The following is a 17,767-nucleotide window of genomic DNA, read 5'->3' as shown; positions in this document are numbered from 1 at the left end:
ATTGGAAAGCCGATTGGCTTTCATAAGTTGTCTCTCAAATGGAATCTGCCCTGCCCTCTCGGGCGGGCGGGTCTTCCTAAATCGAAAGTGATGTCACTCTGACTTCTCTCGCGCTCCCCCTCTCGGGAAAGCGCTCTGCAGTATCCGGTTCTCAAGGTGCCGCGGGATGCTCCCGCCGCGCTGCTCTCGCGAGCGGCGCAAGGAATAATATTACTCTGTTTACCTCTTGTGTTCAAGTGATTCACAGAATCTCAACAATTCTTTTTTCCATCCCATTTACCGTTGCCGGCTGTAGTGCGATTTCCAAGAGAGCTGTTGGCTGTCCCTTCCTTCAAAGACAGCTTGTCTATAATACTCCCCTCAACCGCCATTGCAAGAACTATTTGAGCGCAACACATTTTTACCAGTAAGCGGCGCCTGAGAAAGATGAACGGCAAAACCCCTGGTAAACAGTGGGGGCAAAATGCCCTACACTGGTGCAAACAGCCAAAGGAGCGCCCATGATCACCCCTCTGCCCGCCATAGACGTGCCCTCTCCCGCCCGCACAGTTATCCAGCTTTTGGAAGACGCCGGCTTCGAGGCCTGGTGCGTGGGGGGGTTTGTGCGCGACGCGGTTATGGGGCGGCCCGCCCACGATGTGGATCTGGCCTCCAACGCCTCCTGGCAGCAGCTGAAAGCCCTCTGCGACAGCGCCCGCATTCCCGTGCGCGAGATTGGCGTGAAGCACGGCACCCTTACGGTACTTCTGGAGGGCGAAGCGCTGGAGGTGACCACCTATCGCATCGACGGCGCCTACAGCGACGGACGCCATCCCGACCAGGTGAGCGCCGCCCGCAACATAGAGGAAGATCTGAAGCGCCGCGATTTCACCATCAACGCCATGGCCTATCACCCCGAGCGCGGGCTTTTAGACCCGTTCGGCGGCCAGCGCGACATCGAAGCCGGCGTCATCCGCACAGTGGGCAATCCGCGGGAGCGGTTCAAGGAAGACGCGCTGCGCATTCTGCGCGCCTGCCGGTTCGTTTCGCAACTGGGATTTCAGATGGACGAGGCCACCTTCCAAGCAACGCTGTCTCAGAAAAGCCTGCTGGGGGGCGTGGCGGTGGAACGGGTGCGCGACGAGATGGAGCGCTTCTTGCTAGGAGCCCACGTACACGATGCTCTTTTGGGCACGGTGGACATCCTGGCCTTTCCCTTCCCGGAGCTGGTGGCCATGAAGGGATGCCAACAGCACACCCCCTATCATATATATGACGTACTTGAGCACACCGCCTGGGCGGTACAGAACATAGCGGCCGATCCCATCCTGCGCTGGACCATGCTGTTCCACGACATGGGCAAGCCGGGGGCCAAGTTCGAAGGGCCCGACGGCATCAGCCATTTCTACGGCCATGCGAAGATAAGCGTGACGCTGGCGGCGGCCGTCATGGAACGGCTAGGGTTCTCGAACCATCGGCAGGCGCAGATCCTGGCGCTGGTAAAGCGCCACGACGACGTGATAGAACCGCAGCGACGGCCGGTGCGCCGCGCCCTTTCGCGACTGGAGGGCAACCCGGAGCTGTTCCGCAAGCTGTGCGCCGTGAAAAAGGCGGATGCCAGCGCCCAGGCTCCCCAGTGCGCCCCCCGCATGCAGCTGGCCGACCAGCTGGTGCAGGTGATGGAGGCGGTGCTAGCGGAAGGCGAGGCGTTTTCCCTGAAGTCGCTGGCGGCAAACGGCCGCGACGCCATGGACGCCGGCATACCCCAGGGGCCGGCGGTGGGTGAAGCCCTGAGTGCGGCGCTGGAGGCGGTAATAGAAGGAGCCCTCCCCAACCAACGGGAAGAGCTCCTGGCATTTTTGCAGAATTGGGCGATTGGCCGTTAAGCGGCTCCGCTGCGCCGCGCTATTCGCAGCGCTGGGAATTCTCGAAGGTGAAGCGGCCCATCTTGGTGCCCCCCAAGATGTGGATGTGCAGATGGCCCACCGTGGCGGCCGAATCGGGGCCGGTGTTGATAACGGTGCGATAGCCGCTCTCCCCCACGCCCTTCAGCTTTGCCACCTCGGGCACCACCGACAGCATGTGCCCCAGCACCTCCGCCGGCACTCCGTCCTGCAGGTTGTCGTAGTGCACCTTCGGCACCAGCAGCGTGTGCACCGGCGCCTCCGGCTCGATGTCGTCGAAAGCGTAGCAGATATCGTCTTCGTACACCTTGGCCGAGGGAATCTCGCCGGAAACCAGTTTGCAGAACAGGCAATCTTGCGCCATGGGGGCTCCTTTCCTACCTATATATAATAGTTGCAGAATACCACAGGAACCCGGCCCGCGCCGCGCACCCGCGCCAAGGCGGCGGGCCGGCACAGCATGCCGTTTGGGAAGGGGCCGCCGTGGGGCTTTGGGCCGTTTGGAAAAAGTACCGGGAAGTGAAGCCCCGGTGGGAGCAGCTGTGCCATGGCTGCGGCCAGTGCTGCTACGAGCGCACCCCCGCCAAGGGCGGCCGCTTCACGCCCATCCGCCCCTGTGAGTTCTTAGACGAGGAAACCCTGCGCTGCGTGGTGTACCCGCACCGCTTCGAGGCCTGCCCCTATTGCCGCAAAGTGACGCTGCGCCACGCCCTCTCCCGCCGCTACCTGCCGGACAGCTGCGGCTACGTGCAAACCTTCCGCCCTCTGCTGCGCAGCGGGAAGCGCCCCTAGGCAGGCAGCTGGTTGGCCAGGAAGCGCTCGGCGTTGCCGCTGGTCATGGCGGCGAATTCCTGGTCTGAAAACGGCAGCGCCCAGAAGGCGTCCAGCTCTTCCACCGGGTTCCACATGGGGAAATCCGAACCGAACATGATGCGATGGGTGCCGTGGATGCGCACCAGCTCGGCGGTGCGGCGCGGCCCCAGAAACGCCTGGGCGCTGGACATGTCCATGTAGCAGTTCTCGTTTTCCAGGTACTCCACCGCCAAATCGAAAATGGACCAGCCGCCGAAATGGGCGGCGTCCACCACCAGCCGGGGAAAACGGCGCAGCACCTGCTGCATGCGGCGCGGATGCGAGAAATCGTAGCGGTAGTCGCCGCAGTGCATGATCACCGGGAAGCGTCCCTCCGCCATTTCCAGTATGGCCATGATGCGGGGGTCGTCCATGTTCACCTGCTGCGAATCCGGGTGCAGTTTCAGCCCCACCAGCCCCAGAGAAAGCGCCCGCTCGATTTCCGCCTCGGGATTCGGGAAATCTTGATGGAGGGTGAAAAAGCCGGTGAACTGGGGATGCGCGACGCACTGGGCGGCGATGAAATCGTTGATGGAGGTAACCTGGTGGGGGCTGAGGGCCACCGAATGCACCACCTGGCGCTCGATGGGCGAACCGGCGCATACCGCCAGCAGCGCCTCGCCCGATCCGTCGGCCACATCCATGGGGATGTTGTAAAAGCGCCCCACGCTCTGAACCGCCTTCTCTTTGATGGCGTCGGGGTAAATATGGCAATGGACATCAATAACCGGGCTCACGGCAAACCTTTCATCGCGCGGGGATTCTCTCCCACACCATAGCAAATGCCCGGCTCTTGCGGGCCGGGCATTCGGTGGTCACAAATATGAGGGGTGCTCGCGCGCGGCCTACTCTTCGGGCCGCTGCACCACCATGCGGATGCGGTCGATGCGCAATCGGTCCATGGCAATGACGGTGAAGCTCACCTTCGTGCCCTTGTGCTCCAGCACCACCATGTCCCCCTCGTCGGGAATGCGGTCGAACAGCGCCAGCAGCAGGCCTCCGGCAGTTTCCACCTCTTCCGCCTCTTCGGGGGTAAAGCCCAGGATGTCCTCCAGATCGCCGATGGCCAGAGCGCCGTCGATGAGGTATGACCCGTCCGGCTCTTTCACCACGTCGTCGTCGGTGTCGTGCACGTACTCGTCGTCGATGCGGCCCACGATCTGCTCCATCACGTCCGACATGGTAACGATGCCGGCCGTGCCGCCGTGCTCGTCGATCACCACGCAAATCTCGGTGTGGCGCTGTTGCAGGGTTTCCAGCAGCCGCGCGATGGCCAGCCCTTCCGGCACCGCGGGCATCTCGCGAATCTTCCACTGGGACAGCGGCGTGTCGGGGGCCATGCCGTAGAGGTCCTTCACGTGCACGAAGCCCACCACGTGGTCTTTCGAACCGCGCACCACCGGGTAACGGGTGTACTTGTAGCGATGGATGGTGTCCAAGTTCTCCTGCAGCGAATCTTCCAAATCGATGCACACCACATCGGTGCGGGGGGTCATGATGGCCTCGGCATCCTTCTCGCCCAGGTCGAAGATGTTGTCCACGAACTCGTTTTGCTCCGGCTCGATGAGGCCGCTTTCGGTGGACTCGTCGATGAGCAGCTTGATCTCGTCGCCAGTGTACACCTCGTGCTCGTCGGCGGCGTCATGGCCGAACAGCCGCATCACGCCGTTGGTGATGCCGTTGAACACCACCATGATGGGATAGGTGACCTTGTAAAACACCCGCAGCGGCCCCGCCGTGTGCAGGGCGTACTTCTCGGTGGAGAAGATGGCGAATGATTTGGGAATCAGCTCGCCCACAATGACGTGCAGCGCCGTGATGAGCACGAAGCCCACCGCCACGCAGATGGGGGCCACCGCCCCTTCCGGCAAACCGGCCGCCAGAAGCGGCGCCTCTAGCACGGCCGACACCGCCGGCTCGCCCAACCAACCGATGGCCAGCGATGCCAGGGTGATGCCCAGCTGGCAGGCGGACAGGTAGGCGTTGATGTGGGTGGTAACCTCCTGGGCCGCCTCGGCGCCGCGGCGCTTCTCCGCCACCGCCACCTCCACTTGGCTCTTTCGCACGCGCACCAACGCAAACTCGGCCACTACGAAAAAGGCGTTCATGGCAAGGAAGAACACCACCAGCAGCAGACATATAACAGTTGTCATTAAAATCAGCTTCCTTGTTTTCGGCGCCGTCTGCAACGGCGCGCGGGTACAGACCCTCCTATTTTGCCGCATTTTGCAGCGGCATTCACCGTGAATCGGCTAGTTATACAGGGTTGTTTCTTAGCGCGACGGCGATGCCGAGGCCGCCGCAGCGGCCTCCAAGTCGGCCACAGCGGCGGCCGCTTCCTCGGAAGGCTGGCCGCTCAGATAGGCCTGCATGGAGTACTGGGTGATGTCGCTGCGGTTGATGATGCCCACCAGCTTGCCGTTGTCCACCACCGGCACCTTCTTCAGGTGGCTCTCCGCCAGCACGCGGCACACCTGCGGCAAATCGGCGTGCACGCTGACGTTGATGGAACGAGGGGCGCCAATTTCGCACACGTTGGCGCTCATCAGGTTCTGCAGCCGCTCGTCGTAGGTGCGGCCGTCACGGGCCGAGCTCATGATAAGCACGATGGGGTCGATGAACGAGCCTTGGCGTGGCGAAAGACGCTTCAGGATATCGCCATCGGAGATGAAACCCACCGCTTCCCCTTTATCGTTCACAATGGGGGCCGCAGAGATGTGCTTGGTAACGAACAATCGCATGGCATCTTCTACCGTGGCGGTGCGAGGCAGCGAGTACACATCAGTTTTCATGATGGACTCCAGCAGGGTGCGGTGGCTGCCGTCCGTATCGCGCTGGGCGTCCTCTCCCTTCCTATCGCGCACCAGCGCGATGGTGAGAATGAGGCCGACCAGACACAGGGCCGTGCACACGCCGAAGGCCACATTGATGCCATAAAGGGTGGCTGAGGCGGTATCCATGGTGCCGGTGAGGCTGTTGGTGATGATGGTGGACACCGAGATGATCACCGCAGTACCCAGCGATCCCGCCACCTGACGCAGCGTATTGTTCACCGAGGTACCGTGGTTCATGAGGTCGTTGGGCAGTGCGTTCATGCCCCAAGTGGTGATGGGCATGTTCACCAGCGCCGTCGAGAACATGCGCACCGTATAGAGCGCCGTCAGCCACATGATGGGGGTGCTTAAGGTAAGCACGGCGAAGCCTGCAGTGGTAAGGGTAAGCAGCCCCATGCCGATGATGGCCAGCTTACGGGGGCCCGAGCGGTCGAACCACTTGCCGGCCACCGGGTTCATGATGCCCATGAGGATGGCGCCGGGCATCAGCACCAGACCCGAAACCGTAGCGGATTGCCCCAGCAGCGTTTGCAGGTAGATGGGCATGAGGATGCCGGCCGCCAACAGCGCCCCCTGCACCAGCATGCCGATGATGGTGGCCACCAAGAAACGGCGGTTCTCCAGAACTCGCACCTGCAGCATGGGTTCTTCCAAATGGGTTTGGCGGATGAAGAACCACACCACGCCGGCGATGCCCAGCGCGATGGCCGCCGCCGTGAGCAGGGTGAGCCCCGCCGAACCCACTGCCGAGAAGCCGTACAGCATAAGGCCGAAACCCAGCGTGGACAGCACCAGCGAAAGCGGGTCGAGCTTTGCCGTGCCGTCCCCGGTGCCCAAGTGACGCTCCATGAAGAACAGCGATGCCAGCACGATGAGCGCCGAGAGCACCGTAATGGCCATGAACATGATGTGCCAGTCGAACTGGTCGATGACGAAGCCGGCAACGGTGGGGCCAATGGCGGGCGCGAAGGCGATGACCAGGCCGAAGATGCCCATGGCCGAACCGCGCTTGTCCACTGGGAAGGTGATCAGCAGCACCGTCATGGTCATGGGCATGAGGATGCCGGCGCCCGCCGCTTGGATAAGGCGGCCGGCTAGGATAACCGGGAAGCTGAGGGCCAAGCCACACATGGCCGAACCGGCGGCGAACAGCGACATGGAAACCACGAACAGGCCTTTGGTGGTAAAGCGGTCTTGCAGGTAGGCGGTAATGGGGATCATGATGGCGTTCACCAGGGTAAAGCCGGTGGTAAGCCACTGGGCCGTGGCTGCGTCCACTCCCATCTCCTCCATGATGGAGGGCAGGGCCGGGGTCACCACCGTCTGATTGAGCACCGTTACAAACGCCCCGAACACCAGAACGCCGATTACCATCCACTGCCGTCGCGCCAAATTCATTACTCTTCGCCTCTTTCCGCTTGCCCCAATGGCCCGAAAACGCACGTTTACCGGACGGCACAACCGCCTGCTAAGGATTATGCTGCTTGAAAGCAACGTTCTTACACTAGCGTTACCCAGCCATTAAGCAAGGGAATTTCCGCGAAGCAAACCGACTGTTTCATAACCGGGTGCGCCAAGCTTGGGGCGGCCCTCAGCCCAGCAGCTCCTCGTTCAGAACGCAGCCAAGGCCCGCCGGGTAATCGGGCGGGTTCAGCGTGACGCGAGAGCCAGAGAATTCATACGGGGGAATGGTGATGTCGGCTGGGAAAAACTGGGTGACCGACCCCACGTCGCCCGGCGTGCCCAGCCCCGGAAGCACCTCGAAGGCGGCCAGCACCCGGCGGGAAACGCCGGTGTCGTACATGCCACTCATCCACACCAACGCGCCAACACGCTGGGCAGCGATCGCGAACTCCAGGCTGGACTGAATGCCGCCGAACTTCCCCGGCTTCAAAGCAAACACCCGCAACTGCGGGAAGCGAAGGGCCAAATAACCGTCGGCCGCGCAGGTGACGGACTCGTCCAGGCACACGGGGCAGCCGATCTGCTGTTGCAACGCCGATAGCTGCCGGTACATCTCGGCCGGGTTTTCCTTCTGGCGATCAGCGAAGGCCAGGGGCTCTTCAATCCAAGCCACCGGCAACGCGCACAGGGCCAAAAGCTCGCCCATGTCGGCGGCCGAAAAGCTCTGGTTGGCGTCGAGAGTAACCATGAGCTGGGGAAACTGTGCGTGCACCGCCTGCACCACCGTCAGCGCACCGCTGCGCGGCGCTACCTTCAGCTTCACCCGCTTGCAGCCTTCCTCCACCAGAAGGCGCACCTTCAACAATGTGTCTTCCACCGAAGAAATACCCAGCACCGCGCCGGCCCCCACATAAGCGCTCGGGTAGTCGGTAAGGGCCCCGGCAACGCGGGGGATGCGCAGCACCGTCCCCTCGTGGCCCGGCTGCAAGTTAGCCCGGCTCGGCAACGACGCGCCGGCCGCTCCCAGCCGCTGGTGCTCCGCCTTCATGGCAGCCCAAAGCGGCGTGCCGGTAATTTTGCCCTGCAAGTCCCACAGGGCCTCCTCCACCGCGGCGCAGGCCATAGGGGCGCCGGCCGCCGCCGGCACCGTGGCGCACCAGCGGCTAAATTCGCGAGGATGCACCATAACCTCAGAGGTGACCATGGGGGCCAGCACTTCGCGGATGATTCGCTGGTCGTGGGAGATAATCTCGGGCAGATACCACGGAGTGGAAAACGCGTTGCACTCTCCCAGACCAACACGACCCTGATGGTCCTCAACCTCCACCAGAAGCAAATCGCGGTACTTCAGCACCCCTTTGGCAGTGCGGAAAGGATGCTTGAAGGGAATGCGCACCGAGCGCAGCCGAACGTCTTTGACCTGCAACCGCGATTGCCATAACTGGCCTGCGGCCCTTCGGTCTATTTTGCCGATTCCTTGGCGCGGCAGCTGGTCCACCGCCGCAATGTACTGGGGCATGGCCACTCGCGAAAGCACCGAAGCCAACTTGGAACGCATCTCCCACGGGGTGGGCAGCTGCCGCCCCGCCTGGGCTTCCACCAATGCCACCGGACGCCGGCCCCACTTTTCATCACGGATGCCGAACACGTGGGCCTCTGCCACTCCCGGCAGGCCCTGCAAAGCCCGGGCCACCTCGGCAGGATAGATGTTCTCGCCGCCGGAAACGAACATGTCCACCGTGCGCTCCCGCACGTGGATTTTCTGGCCGCGCAGAGCCGCCACGTCACCGGTGAGGAAAAACCCGTCCACCGTACGGGGAGCGCGGGCGTTCATGTAGCCGTCGAACACTCCCGGCCCCTGCACCGCTAGCGCCCCAAAGCCCATAGGGTCGGGGTCTACGATACGGGCCACATAGCCCTGAAGCAGCTGCAGGTTGCCATCAAAACCGGAGCGTACCCGACTGGCTGCCATCAAGCTGGAGGTTTCCGTCATGCCGTAGCTGGTGTACAGCGCAATGCCCCGCTGACAGGCCCGCTGCAGTGTGGCTTGATTAGGGGCCGCACCACCCAACAAAATGCACTGGTAGCGAGAGAGCGCGTCTTCCTTGTCAGCATCCAGCAGGTCTTGCAACATCTTGTCCACCACCGAAACGTGGCTGATGCGGCACTGGCGCACATCTCGCAGCACCTGGGCGGGGTCGAACTTCTGGTAAACCACCAGCGGCGTACCGGCGCATATGCTGCGCACCAGCACCTGGAACCCCCCGATGTGGAAAAACGGCAGCACCGCCTGCCATTGGGATCCACGGCCGAAATCTAACGCCTGGTTGGCAGCGTGGGCTGCCGTCTCCAGCATGCGCCAGGTTAAGGGCACCGCCTTCGGGCGCCCCGTGGTGCCAGAGGTAAACATGATGATGGCTCGGGCGTCTTTGTCGAACAGGTGAGCCGCACGCTCGGCAAAGTGGATGGCGTCGTCGTGCACGTCTTGCTTCTCGCCCATAATGGAGCGGTGGCTCAGCTGGTAATTGCCGGTAGCCAGCGCCTTTTCCGCGAACGATAGCATCTGGGCGGCCCGCGTGCTGTCCACCATAGCGGCAACCCGAACCCCCAACGCGCCCAGCTCGTGCACGCGGGCCTTTTTCTCGAGCGGGGTAAGCCGCTGGTTAATGCAGGCCAGCGTGAAGCCGCCGTAGGCGGCTGCCAGCGCCAGACACACGAAAGCCGGGCCATTGGGCAAATCCACCGCCACCGCATCGCCCGGCTGCACCCCTTTTTCCTGCAGATGGAACGCAAGGAAAGCCGAGAGCATCCGCACCCGGCGGTAGGAGAAAAGCTCCTTGTGCCGGGAGGCGTCCACGAAGGTGAGAAAATCCTTCGCCGGGGCTATGCGTGCGGTGCGCTCGAAAAGCTCAATCATAGGCTAGCAGGCAGGATATCAGGGGAATTTCGGGAACTGGGTGAAGTCGGGCACCCGCTTCTCCTTGAAGGCGTCGCGCCCTTCCTTTGCCTCGTCGGAGGTGTAGTAGAGCAGCGTGGCGTCGCCCCCCAGCTGCGCGATGCCGGCCAGACCATCGGTGGCGGCGTTGAAGGAAGCCTTCATCAGCCGCAGCGCCGTGGGGGAAAGGGCCAGCATCTCATCGGCCCAGCTGCAGCACTCTTCTTCCAGCTGCTCGAAGGGCACCACTTTGTTCACCAGGCCCATTTCCAGCGCCTCGGCGGCACTGTATTGGCGGCACAGGTACCAGATTTCCCGCGCCTTCTTCTGGCCCACGATGGCGGCCAGATACCCGGCGCCGTAACCGGCGTCGAACGAGCCCACCCGCGGCCCGGTTTGGCCGAACTTGGCGGTTTCGGCGGCGATGGACAGGTCGCACAGGATGTGCAGTACATGGCCCCCACCGATGGCATAGCCGTTCACCATGGCGATGACCGGCTTAGGCACGATGCGAATGAGCCGCTGCAGATCCAGCACATTCAGGCGCGGAATGTTGTCCTCGCCCACATAACCGCCGTTGCCGCGGATTTTCTGGTCGCCACCAGAGCAGAACGCCTCGTCCTCGTAGCGGCCACCGTGGTTTTTGCCGGTGAGGATGATGACGCCGATGGAGGCATCGTCGCGCGCCACGGTGAAAGCGTCGTACAACTCGTTCACCGTGAGGGGGGTGAAGGCGTTGCGGCGCTCGGGGCGATTGATGGTTATCTTCGCAATGCCGTTAGAGGTTTCGTAAATTATCTCGCGGTAGGCCTTGCCCACCTGCCATACACGTTCGGACATGGGTCTCCAATTCCCTAGGGAAATAACAATATGCTGCGTTGAGAGTGGGTTTAAGCTACGAAATAAGCGCATCTATCATATTAGCGCGGGACGGGCCCCTACGCGGGAAAAACCCAAGAGAAATATCGCAAAAACAGCGAGCGGAAGCGGGCAGCAGCCGAAGCGAAACCAGCACGATGGTTACGGCAAAGTTGGCACGACGGACGAAAGGGGCCCAATAATGCGACCTCCGCAATACGGCACTGTGTAGAAGTGACAAGTGTGACGTATATGACACTATGTCTGAGGACGGCCGCCTTACGCTCTTCCCATGGGAGAGACGAAGGTGAAAATAGGCGACCAAATACGACGGCTGAGAATACAGTCGGGGCTCACCCAGCAGCAACTGGCGCACATGGTGGGTCTAAGCCGCGAACAGGTGAACCGACTGGAAAACGGCATGGGAAACCCGGGCCTCAGCCAGTTGGACAAAGTGCTGGGCGGGCTGGGGTGCCCCGTCGAAAAGCTGTTCGATGAACGCAGCTGGTACGAGATGGGCCTCACGGCCGTACCCCCCGACGATTACCCCCGCGAGCAATTCCGCATAAACTACCGCGTAATGTAGCAGTGAGACAAAGGGACAACCCTAATGTCTCATTCCTAACATCTCCCTCGCGGCATGACAGGGGAACGGGGGGGATAATGCCGCAGCTGGCGAATAAGCCATCAGAATGAGACATTAGGGTTGTCCCTTTGTCTCACTTTGTCTCAGCGGAGGCTAGATGGTCACGATTCCAAGCGCCAGCAGCAGCACTGCCACCACGCCTACTACCAGAAAGAAGGCAAAACCGGCTTTGTCGGCGAAGGCGGGCAGGGGCACGCGGCCGCGCTTATGCCGCTGCCACAGGTACAGGGGCAGCCCCACCAGGTACAGGGCGAACATGAGCGCCAGGCCGTTGTTGCCGGCGGCGAAACCCAGAAACAGGCTGTAAATCACCCCCAGCACCGCCACGGTGCGCCACAGGATGATGGGCCCGCCCAGATGCTCGGCGAACAGCGCCTTCTCTCGCAAAGTGACCACGGCGAAAAACGCCGCCGAGAGCAAGTAGGGCACCAAAATCATGGCGGCGCAAATGACGTAGAAGAACTGATATGCCTCGCCTGTAAGCACCCAGAAGCACAGGCACACCTGTACCACGGCGGTGGTGGCCAAAATGGTAACCACCGGCGCCCCCCGCTTGTTGGTGCGCGAAAACTCTGGCGGGAAGATGCCCTGCAGCGCTGCCGAATACGGCGCCTCGGTGGCCAGGATGGTGTAGCCCAGCATGGCTCCCACCAGCGACAGCGACACCGCGAAGTTGATGAAGCCGGCGCCCCACGGCCCCACCACCGCCTCCATCACGTAAGCCAGGCTGGGGTTTTGCAGGTTCGCCAAATCGGAAAGCGGCATGATGCCCATGGACAACATGGAAACCGCCAGGTAGATGGCCATTACACCGCAAAATGCGATGAGGGTGGCCTTGCCCACGTCCGACTGGCGCTTGGCGCGGCCGGAAACCGCCACCGCGCCCTCGATGCCCACGAACACCCACATGGTAAGCATGAGGGCCGACTTGATTTGATCGAAGAAGGCCAGGTTGGGGTCGGCGCCGGTGTGGAAGTTCTGCCAGAACAGATCGGGGCTGAACTTCCCCAGCAAAATGATGAGGATGATGGAAAACAGGATGGGCACGATCTTCGATACGGTGATTACGGCATTCACCAGGGAAATTTCCCCGATGCCGCGGGCGGCCAGCGCTGCGTAGCCCCACACCAGCACCGTGGCCCCCGCCAAGCACCACAGGTTGTCCCCCTCCCCCAGGATGGGGAAGAAAAACGCCAACGACTCGAACAACAGCGCGCAGAAGGTTACCGTGGTGAGCAACGAGGCCCACCAGTAACCCCAGGCGCTGGCGAAGCCCAGAAACTCGCCGAAGCCTTTGCGGGCGTACACGAAGATACCGCCGGTGATGTGGGGCTTCAGCCTTGACAGCGCAAAGAAGGTGAGCACCAGGCACAGCACCCCCACGCCGGAAATGCCCCAAGCGGTGGCGATGGCGGCGCCGCTGGCCCCGCCGGCCGCCTGGTCGCCCGACATGGTGAACACGCCGGCTCCCACGATGAGGGTAATGACCGTGGTGGACAGGCGAAACAGCCCCATGCCCTGGGGGTTCTCTTTGCCGAACAACTGCGCCCCCACCGGCACGGGCGGCCTGTCGATGGCCGGGGGCGCAGAAGCCTTGGCGGTGGGCTTGGAGTTGGGTGATGCCGTTTTCTTGAAGCTTCGCTTTTTGTTGAAGGTTCCCATCAGCTGACCTTTCCCGGCGCAGACAAATCGCGCTTATGGGATTCGCATTTTCTCCATGATAGTGCCGATGGGGTCTGGAGGGATTTTCGGCCCGAAGCTGTTAGCCGAATGATGAACAGCGGGGGCCTTGGACTACAATAGCCCAACAAACGCAACCCCTCATATACAGGAGGCTTTCATGAAGTGCGTCATCTCGGTTCTGGGCAAAGACCGCAGCGGCATCGTGGCGGCGGTGGCCACTACCCTGGCCCAATGCAACGCCAACATCGACGACATCTCCCAAACCATCCTAGGCGACGACGAGATTTTCTCCATGACCATGCTGGTTACGCTGGACCCTGAAACCGCCGGCTTCAACGAAGTGCAGCAGCAGCTGGAACAATGCGGGCAGGCGCTGGGGGTGCAAGTGATCATCCAGCGGGAGGACGTGTTCCAGTTCATGTACAAAATCTAGCAGCGGGCCCCTGCCATGACCAGGATTTACTCCTACACCCAGGCCATCGACGCCGACATTGTGGACGCGTTCTGCCTGCTGCAAAAGGGCTTCACCGACCAATTCGTCTACTACCGCAAAGAGGCGCCGGTGCGTTTCATGGGGCTAGGCCGTTGCGTGGCGCTGCCCACCCTCGATGAGGCGGAAATAACTTTGGAAGGGCCCGTTCACGCCCAGCCGGTGTTCTTCTCGTTCAACCGCTTCGACGGCGCCAACCCCGCGCTGGCCGACGAGCTGTTCTCATCGTTCCCGCGGCTTAGGCTGATGCTGCCGGAAGTGGTGCTAATCGAGAACGAACGCGGGACGTTTCTGCAGGTGAACTCGCTGGGGCCGGTGTACGCCGGCCGCGTGCAGCGTTTCTCCCGCGACTGCGAGCGAGCCCCCGAGCGCAGCGCCGCCCCCATCCCGTACCAGTTGGAAATGGACTCCCGCGAGCAATGGCAAGAGGCCATGGCGCAGGCGGGCGAGGCTCTGAGCGAAGGGCGCGTGCGGAAGGTGGTGCTGTCGCGGCGGCTGCGGCTGCAAGCGGGCCATCCCTTCTCGTCGAAAGACGTGCTGGTGAACCTCATCGACGGCGACGCGGTGGGCACAGTGCTGCTATACCGCTACGCCGACGTGTTCTTCTGCGGTTGCACCCCCGAGCTTTTGGTGCGCAAGAACGGCTGCACGGTGGAATCGATGTGCCTGGCGGGCACCTGTCCTGCCGACGCGGACGGCGAAGAGAGCGCAGTACTGGCCCGCCAGCTGATGGCCGACCGCAAGAATCGCGAAGAGCACCAGTTCGTGGTGGACTTCATACGCACCGTGTTCGAGCGCATCTGCTACAACGTGGAGATTCCCGCCGAGCCGCGCATCATGCGGCTGGCCCACGTGCAGCACCTGTTCACGCCGGTGAAGGCCCAGGTGCTTGAAGGGGTGAGCCTGTGGCAGCTGGCGGAAGATTTGCACCCCACCCCCGCCACCGCCGGCGCGCCGGTGGGCGAGGCCACCATGCTCATCCGCCGCATTGAGCCCTACAACCGCGGTTTTTACGCCGGCGCTTGCGGCTATGTGGACGGCGCGGGCGATGGCGAGTTTTCCGTGGCGCTGCGCACCGGCGTGTTCGACGGCGAAATGGGGTATGTGTACGGCGGCTGCGGCATCGTGGAGGAAAGCGACGCCCAGGCGGAATACGAGGAAATCAACCTGAAACTGCGCACCATCCTTTCGGCTTTCGGATGATGACGTTGCCGGATTGAGCCGCAACCCCTCCCCGACCCGTTTCGGAGAACCAAGAAGATAGGACGCACCGCATGGCTGCTACGCACGCGCAAACTACCGCCCTGTACTTGGGGGCGTTTTTCGATGAGCTGATGAAGTGGGGGGTGCACGATGTGGTGGTGAGCCCCGGCTCCCGCTCCACCGGCCTTGCCATGACCGCGCTGGAGCTGGCCGCCCGCCGCTCCTCGCAGCTGCGGGTGCTGGTGGATGTGGACGAGCGCGGCGCGGCGTTTCTGGCGCTGGGGATGGCGAAGGCACACGGCCGGCCGGTGGCGGCCGTGTGCACCTCCGGCACAGCGGTGGCCAACTATCTGCCGGCGGTGGTGGAGGCGGAAACCTCCCGCGTGCCATTGCTGCTGCTCACCGGCGACCGCCCGCTGCGGCTGCAGCAGCTGGGGGCGCCCCAAACCACCGATCAACTGAAGATCTTCGGCCACCATGTGCGCCAGTTCCGCCAAATGCCCGAGCCCTCGGCCCAGCCGCAGCTGCTGGCCTTTGCACGCCAAGCAGCCCGCGAGGCGGTACTGGCGGCGGTGGGGCCGCAAGGGCGCCAAGGGGCAACCGGGCCCGCGGCGCAGGCGGACCCCTTCGCCTTGCCCGCCCATGACGGCAACTTCCCCGTAGCGGCCCAGGGCTGCAGCGGCGGGGCCGGCCCGGTGCACCTGAACTTTCCTCTGGAAGAACCGCTGAAGCCGGACTTCTCGGTGCTAGATTTGAGCGACGATGCCAGCGATACGCGCGAGACCCGGGCGCCGCTGGTGCCCGTGACCAGCCAGCTCACCCCCGCCGCCGCGCAACAGCTGCAACAGCTAATTGCCGGCAACCGCACGGTGGTGTTCGCCGGCGAAGGCAGCTGCGACACCTTGCAGCAAGCCAACGACCTGACCCAATGGGCCCAAAAGTGGCAGCTGCCGCTTTTGGCCGACCCCCTGTCGGGGCTGCGAAGCCAGGTGGCCGATGCCGTGATCGACAACTACGACAACCTGTTCCCCCTGCCCGACGAGCTGAAGCCTCAACTGGTAATTCGCTTCGGCCGTTGGCCCGTTTCCAAGGGGGCTTCGCTTTCGGTGCCCGGCTGGGAAGACGGCCGGCCGCTGCAGCTTGTGGTGGATGAGCAGCAAACCCGCGACTTCAACTCCGCCACCGACTTCTTCGCCGCCCTTGCGCCGCAGGATTTCATCGCCTCCTTCCAGCCCCCGGCCGCCACCAATGAGCAACAGCGGTTTTTCCGCACGTGGGTTGAAGCCAACAACGCCCAACGGGAAGCCGTAGCGGCCGCCTCCAGCGCCAAGGCCGAAGAGGGCGCGGTGCACGAGGGAGCGCTCGCCCGCGAGCTGCTGGCCCTCATCCCCGCCTACAGCTGCCTGTTCAGCGCCAACTCCATGGCCATCCGCTGCCTGGACACCTTCTGCACGAAAACGGACAAACCGCTGGCGCTGCTGGCCAACCGCGGCCAAAACGGCATCGACGGCACGCTATCCTCCGCCATCGGCGCCGCCATCGCGTTCGGGCAAGCCACTTTCTTCACTGGCGACCTTACCTTGCTGCACGATGTGAACGCTTTGGCGCTGCAGCGGGAACTGCTGGCTATGGAGCGGCCGCCCAGCCTGGCAGTGGTGCTGATGAACAACAACGGCGGCGCCATCTTCGACATGCTGCCGCAGCGCTCGAACGAGCCCTACTTTCAGCGGCTGTTCCTCACTCCCCAGGATGTGGATTTCCAGGCGGCGGCCGCGGCCTTCGCCGTACCGGCAGTGCGGGCGCGCTGCCTGGAGCAGTTCCGCAGCGCTTACCTCGAAGCGCTGGAGCGGCCCGGCATCAGCCTGATCGAAGTGCCCACCGCGCTGCGGGACGTGCGGAGGCGTTATGCCCCCTACCAGGGGAAATAGCCCATGGACGCGGCGCCTCTGCTGCTGATTCACGGCTTTGCCCAAACCGCCGATTCCTGGGAAGAGGTGGCCCGCCTGAAGGGTTGGCCCTTTTTCCGCATGCCCCTGTTCGGCTTTGAAGGGGCGCTGGAGGCGCTGCCGAATGCATCGGGAGAACCCTTTGCCATCGCGGTAGACGTTCCCGGCAATGCCCAGCGCGCCGCCGCCAGCCGAGGGCCCCTCAAATCGGCAACGGCGCCGGACGCAACCCCGCAGCTGAACCCTGCCCATTTCCAGCTGGACGCGGCTGCCGCCCAACTGCGGGCGCTGGCCCGCGCGCTGGAGAAGGCAGCAGGGAACGCCCCCGTGACCGTGGGCTATTCCCAAGGAGGCCGGCTGCTGCTGCACGCCCTGGCCACCCAACAGCCGGCCGCAGGCGATCAACTGCCCCTTTCCGCCTGCGTGCTGGAAAGCGCCGGGCTGGGGCCTGAAACCGACGGGCAACGGGCCGCCTTCGCCCAGCGCAGCCAGCAGTGGGCCGCCCGCGCCCGCACTCAGGGGACGGAGCTTTTCATGGACTGGTGGGCAGGGCTTCCCCTCTTCGCCAGTCAACGGCAACTGCCCCCCGAACGCCAACAGCTGCTGAGGAAAGGGCGCCTGTCCCATACGCCGGAAGAGCTGGCGTTTTCCCTTGAGGGTATGGGGCAGCACCGGCAAGCAGCCAAAGCCGAAACACTTGCGGCTCTGGAACAACTCATGGAGGGTAGCGGCGTTCCCGTGACCTACATCGCCGGAGCGCTCGACGAGAAATACTCCGCCATCGGCCGCAATCTGGCGCAGCGCTTCGCCGACCAGCCGCTGTTTTCCCTGCGCAGCATCCCCGGCGCCGGCCACAACACCCACTTCGAGCAACCCGCCCGCTTCGCCGACGCGTGTCAAAAGTGAACGTCCCCCTGACACGCGGCAACAATTGCTCGACAGGCGCCGCAAGCCCAAGGGGGCATCTCTCGCTCGGAACTACCATCAAGGGCAACTGCCCGCCCCGGCCGCAGCCCTGTGCCTGCGCGCCCTC

14 protein-coding genes are annotated in these 17,767 nt (G+C 63.2%); 7 read left to right on the top strand and 7 right to left on the bottom strand.

What is annotated here, in order from left to right:
* Positions 1 to 500: 500 nt before the first annotated feature.
* Positions 501 to 1,865, top strand: coding sequence for a CCA tRNA nucleotidyltransferase (locus tag DMP11_RS08755; RefSeq protein WP_123186111.1), 1,365 nt, complete (start codon positions 501 to 503; stop codon positions 1,863 to 1,865).
* 19 nt (positions 1,866 to 1,884) lie between these two features.
* Here DMP11_RS08755 and DMP11_RS08750 read toward each other — a convergent pair whose 3' ends face one another.
* Positions 1,885 to 2,247 carry a histidine triad nucleotide-binding protein gene (locus DMP11_RS08750; RefSeq protein ID WP_123186110.1) on the bottom strand — a complete coding sequence of 121 codons (363 nt, stop codon included), beginning with the start codon at positions 2,245 to 2,247 and terminating at the stop codon, positions 1,885 to 1,887.
* Positions 2,248 to 2,366: 119 nt separating this feature from the next.
* On the opposite strand from DMP11_RS08750, the gene DMP11_RS08745 reads away from it, so the two are divergent.
* Entirely contained in the window at positions 2,367 to 2,675 is a 309-nt protein-coding gene (locus DMP11_RS08745) for a CxxCxxCC domain-containing protein (protein WP_123186109.1), read from the top strand.
* On the opposite strand, the gene DMP11_RS08740 is transcribed toward DMP11_RS08745, so the two are convergent.
* From DMP11_RS08740 to menB, 5 genes are all read right to left on the bottom strand, one after another.
* Positions 2,672 to 3,472, bottom strand: coding sequence for an amidohydrolase family protein (locus tag DMP11_RS08740; RefSeq protein ID WP_123186108.1), 801 nt, complete (start codon positions 3,470 to 3,472; stop codon positions 2,672 to 2,674). The two genes, DMP11_RS08745 and DMP11_RS08740, sit on opposite strands and share 4 nt — an antisense overlap.
* A 108-nt stretch (positions 3,473 to 3,580) precedes the next feature.
* Complete coding sequence (locus DMP11_RS08735) at positions 3,581 to 4,888, bottom strand: hemolysin family protein (protein ID WP_123186107.1); 1,308 nt, start codon at positions 4,886 to 4,888, stop codon at positions 3,581 to 3,583.
* A gap of 120 nt (positions 4,889 to 5,008) precedes the next feature.
* On the bottom strand, positions 5,009 to 6,967 hold the full coding sequence (locus DMP11_RS08730; protein WP_123186106.1) for an MDR family MFS transporter: 1,959 nt from the start codon (positions 6,965 to 6,967) through the stop codon (positions 5,009 to 5,011).
* Positions 6,968 to 7,160: 193 nt separating this feature from the next.
* Entirely contained in the window at positions 7,161 to 9,890 is a 2,730-nt protein-coding gene (locus DMP11_RS08725) for an AMP-binding protein (RefSeq protein ID WP_123186105.1), read from the bottom strand.
* Between the two features lie 18 nt (positions 9,891 to 9,908).
* Positions 9,909 to 10,748 (bottom strand): 1,4-dihydroxy-2-naphthoyl-CoA synthase, encoded by an 840-nt coding sequence (gene menB / locus DMP11_RS08720; RefSeq protein WP_123186104.1) that lies wholly within the window; start codon positions 10,746 to 10,748, stop codon positions 9,909 to 9,911.
* Positions 10,749 to 11,073: 325 nt separating this feature from the next.
* On the opposite strand from menB, the gene DMP11_RS08715 reads away from it, so the two are divergent.
* The gene (locus DMP11_RS08715; RefSeq protein WP_161555346.1) at positions 11,074 to 11,352 is read left to right on the top strand and encodes a helix-turn-helix transcriptional regulator; all 279 of its coding nucleotides are present in this window, start codon (positions 11,074 to 11,076) and stop codon (positions 11,350 to 11,352) included.
* A 153-nt stretch (positions 11,353 to 11,505) separates the two neighbouring features.
* Here DMP11_RS08715 and DMP11_RS08710 read toward each other — a convergent pair whose 3' ends face one another.
* On the bottom strand, positions 11,506 to 13,074 hold the full coding sequence (locus DMP11_RS08710) for an amino acid permease (protein WP_214647013.1): 1,569 nt from the start codon (positions 13,072 to 13,074) through the stop codon (positions 11,506 to 11,508).
* A 178-nt stretch (positions 13,075 to 13,252) separates the two neighbouring features.
* On the opposite strand from DMP11_RS08710, the gene DMP11_RS08705 reads away from it, so the two are divergent.
* The 4 genes from DMP11_RS08705 to DMP11_RS08690 all read left to right on the top strand — a co-directional run bounded on the left by DMP11_RS08705 (position 13,253) and on the right by DMP11_RS08690 (position 17,640).
* Positions 13,253 to 13,528 carry an ACT domain-containing protein gene (locus DMP11_RS08705; RefSeq protein WP_123186102.1) on the top strand — a complete coding sequence of 92 codons (276 nt, stop codon included), beginning with the start codon at positions 13,253 to 13,255 and terminating at the stop codon, positions 13,526 to 13,528.
* Positions 13,529 to 13,543: 15 nt separating this feature from the next.
* Positions 13,544 to 14,788, top strand: coding sequence for an isochorismate synthase (locus tag DMP11_RS08700; RefSeq protein ID WP_123186101.1), 1,245 nt, complete (start codon positions 13,544 to 13,546; stop codon positions 14,786 to 14,788).
* 71 nt (positions 14,789 to 14,859) lie between these two features.
* A complete protein-coding gene (gene menD, locus DMP11_RS08695) occupies positions 14,860 to 16,716 on the top strand; it encodes a 2-succinyl-5-enolpyruvyl-6-hydroxy-3-cyclohexene-1-carboxylate synthase (RefSeq protein ID WP_123186100.1) in 1,857 nt (618 codons plus the stop codon).
* Positions 16,717 to 16,719: 3 nt separating this feature from the next.
* Positions 16,720 to 17,640, top strand: a complete 921-nt coding sequence (locus tag DMP11_RS08690; protein WP_123186099.1) for an alpha/beta fold hydrolase — start codon at positions 16,720 to 16,722, stop codon at positions 17,638 to 17,640.
* The last annotated feature ends 127 nt before the right edge of the window (positions 17,641 to 17,767 follow it).

Origin of the sequence: Parvibacter caecicola (genome assembly GCF_003725335.1) — a bacterium.
Lineage (GTDB): Bacteria > Actinomycetota > Coriobacteriia > Coriobacteriales > Eggerthellaceae > Parvibacter > Parvibacter caecicola.
This window is presented reverse-complemented; position numbering and strand designations above follow the sequence as displayed.

Coding starts and splice junctions, on each gene's coding strand:
- DMP11_RS08690 (WP_123186099.1), top strand. CDS start 16,720: ATGGACGCGGCGCCTCTGCTGCTGATTCACGGCTTTGCCCAAACCGCC.
- DMP11_RS08710 (WP_214647013.1), bottom strand. CDS start 13,074: ATGGGAACCTTCAACAAAAAGCGAAGCTTCAAGAAAACGGCATCACCC.
- DMP11_RS08750 (WP_123186110.1), bottom strand. CDS start 2,247: ATGGCGCAAGATTGCCTGTTCTGCAAACTGGTTTCCGGCGAGATTCCC.
- DMP11_RS08755 (WP_123186111.1), top strand. CDS start 501: ATGATCACCCCTCTGCCCGCCATAGACGTGCCCTCTCCCGCCCGCACA.
- DMP11_RS08735 (WP_123186107.1), bottom strand. CDS start 4,888: ATGACAACTGTTATATGTCTGCTGCTGGTGGTGTTCTTCCTTGCCATG.
- menD (WP_123186100.1), top strand. CDS start 14,860: ATGGCTGCTACGCACGCGCAAACTACCGCCCTGTACTTGGGGGCGTTT.
- DMP11_RS08730 (WP_123186106.1), bottom strand. CDS start 6,967: ATGAATTTGGCGCGACGGCAGTGGATGGTAATCGGCGTTCTGGTGTTC.
- DMP11_RS08725 (WP_123186105.1), bottom strand. CDS start 9,890: ATGATTGAGCTTTTCGAGCGCACCGCACGCATAGCCCCGGCGAAGGAT.
- DMP11_RS08705 (WP_123186102.1), top strand. CDS start 13,253: ATGAAGTGCGTCATCTCGGTTCTGGGCAAAGACCGCAGCGGCATCGTG.
- DMP11_RS08700 (WP_123186101.1), top strand. CDS start 13,544: ATGACCAGGATTTACTCCTACACCCAGGCCATCGACGCCGACATTGTG.
- menB (WP_123186104.1), bottom strand. CDS start 10,748: ATGTCCGAACGTGTATGGCAGGTGGGCAAGGCCTACCGCGAGATAATT.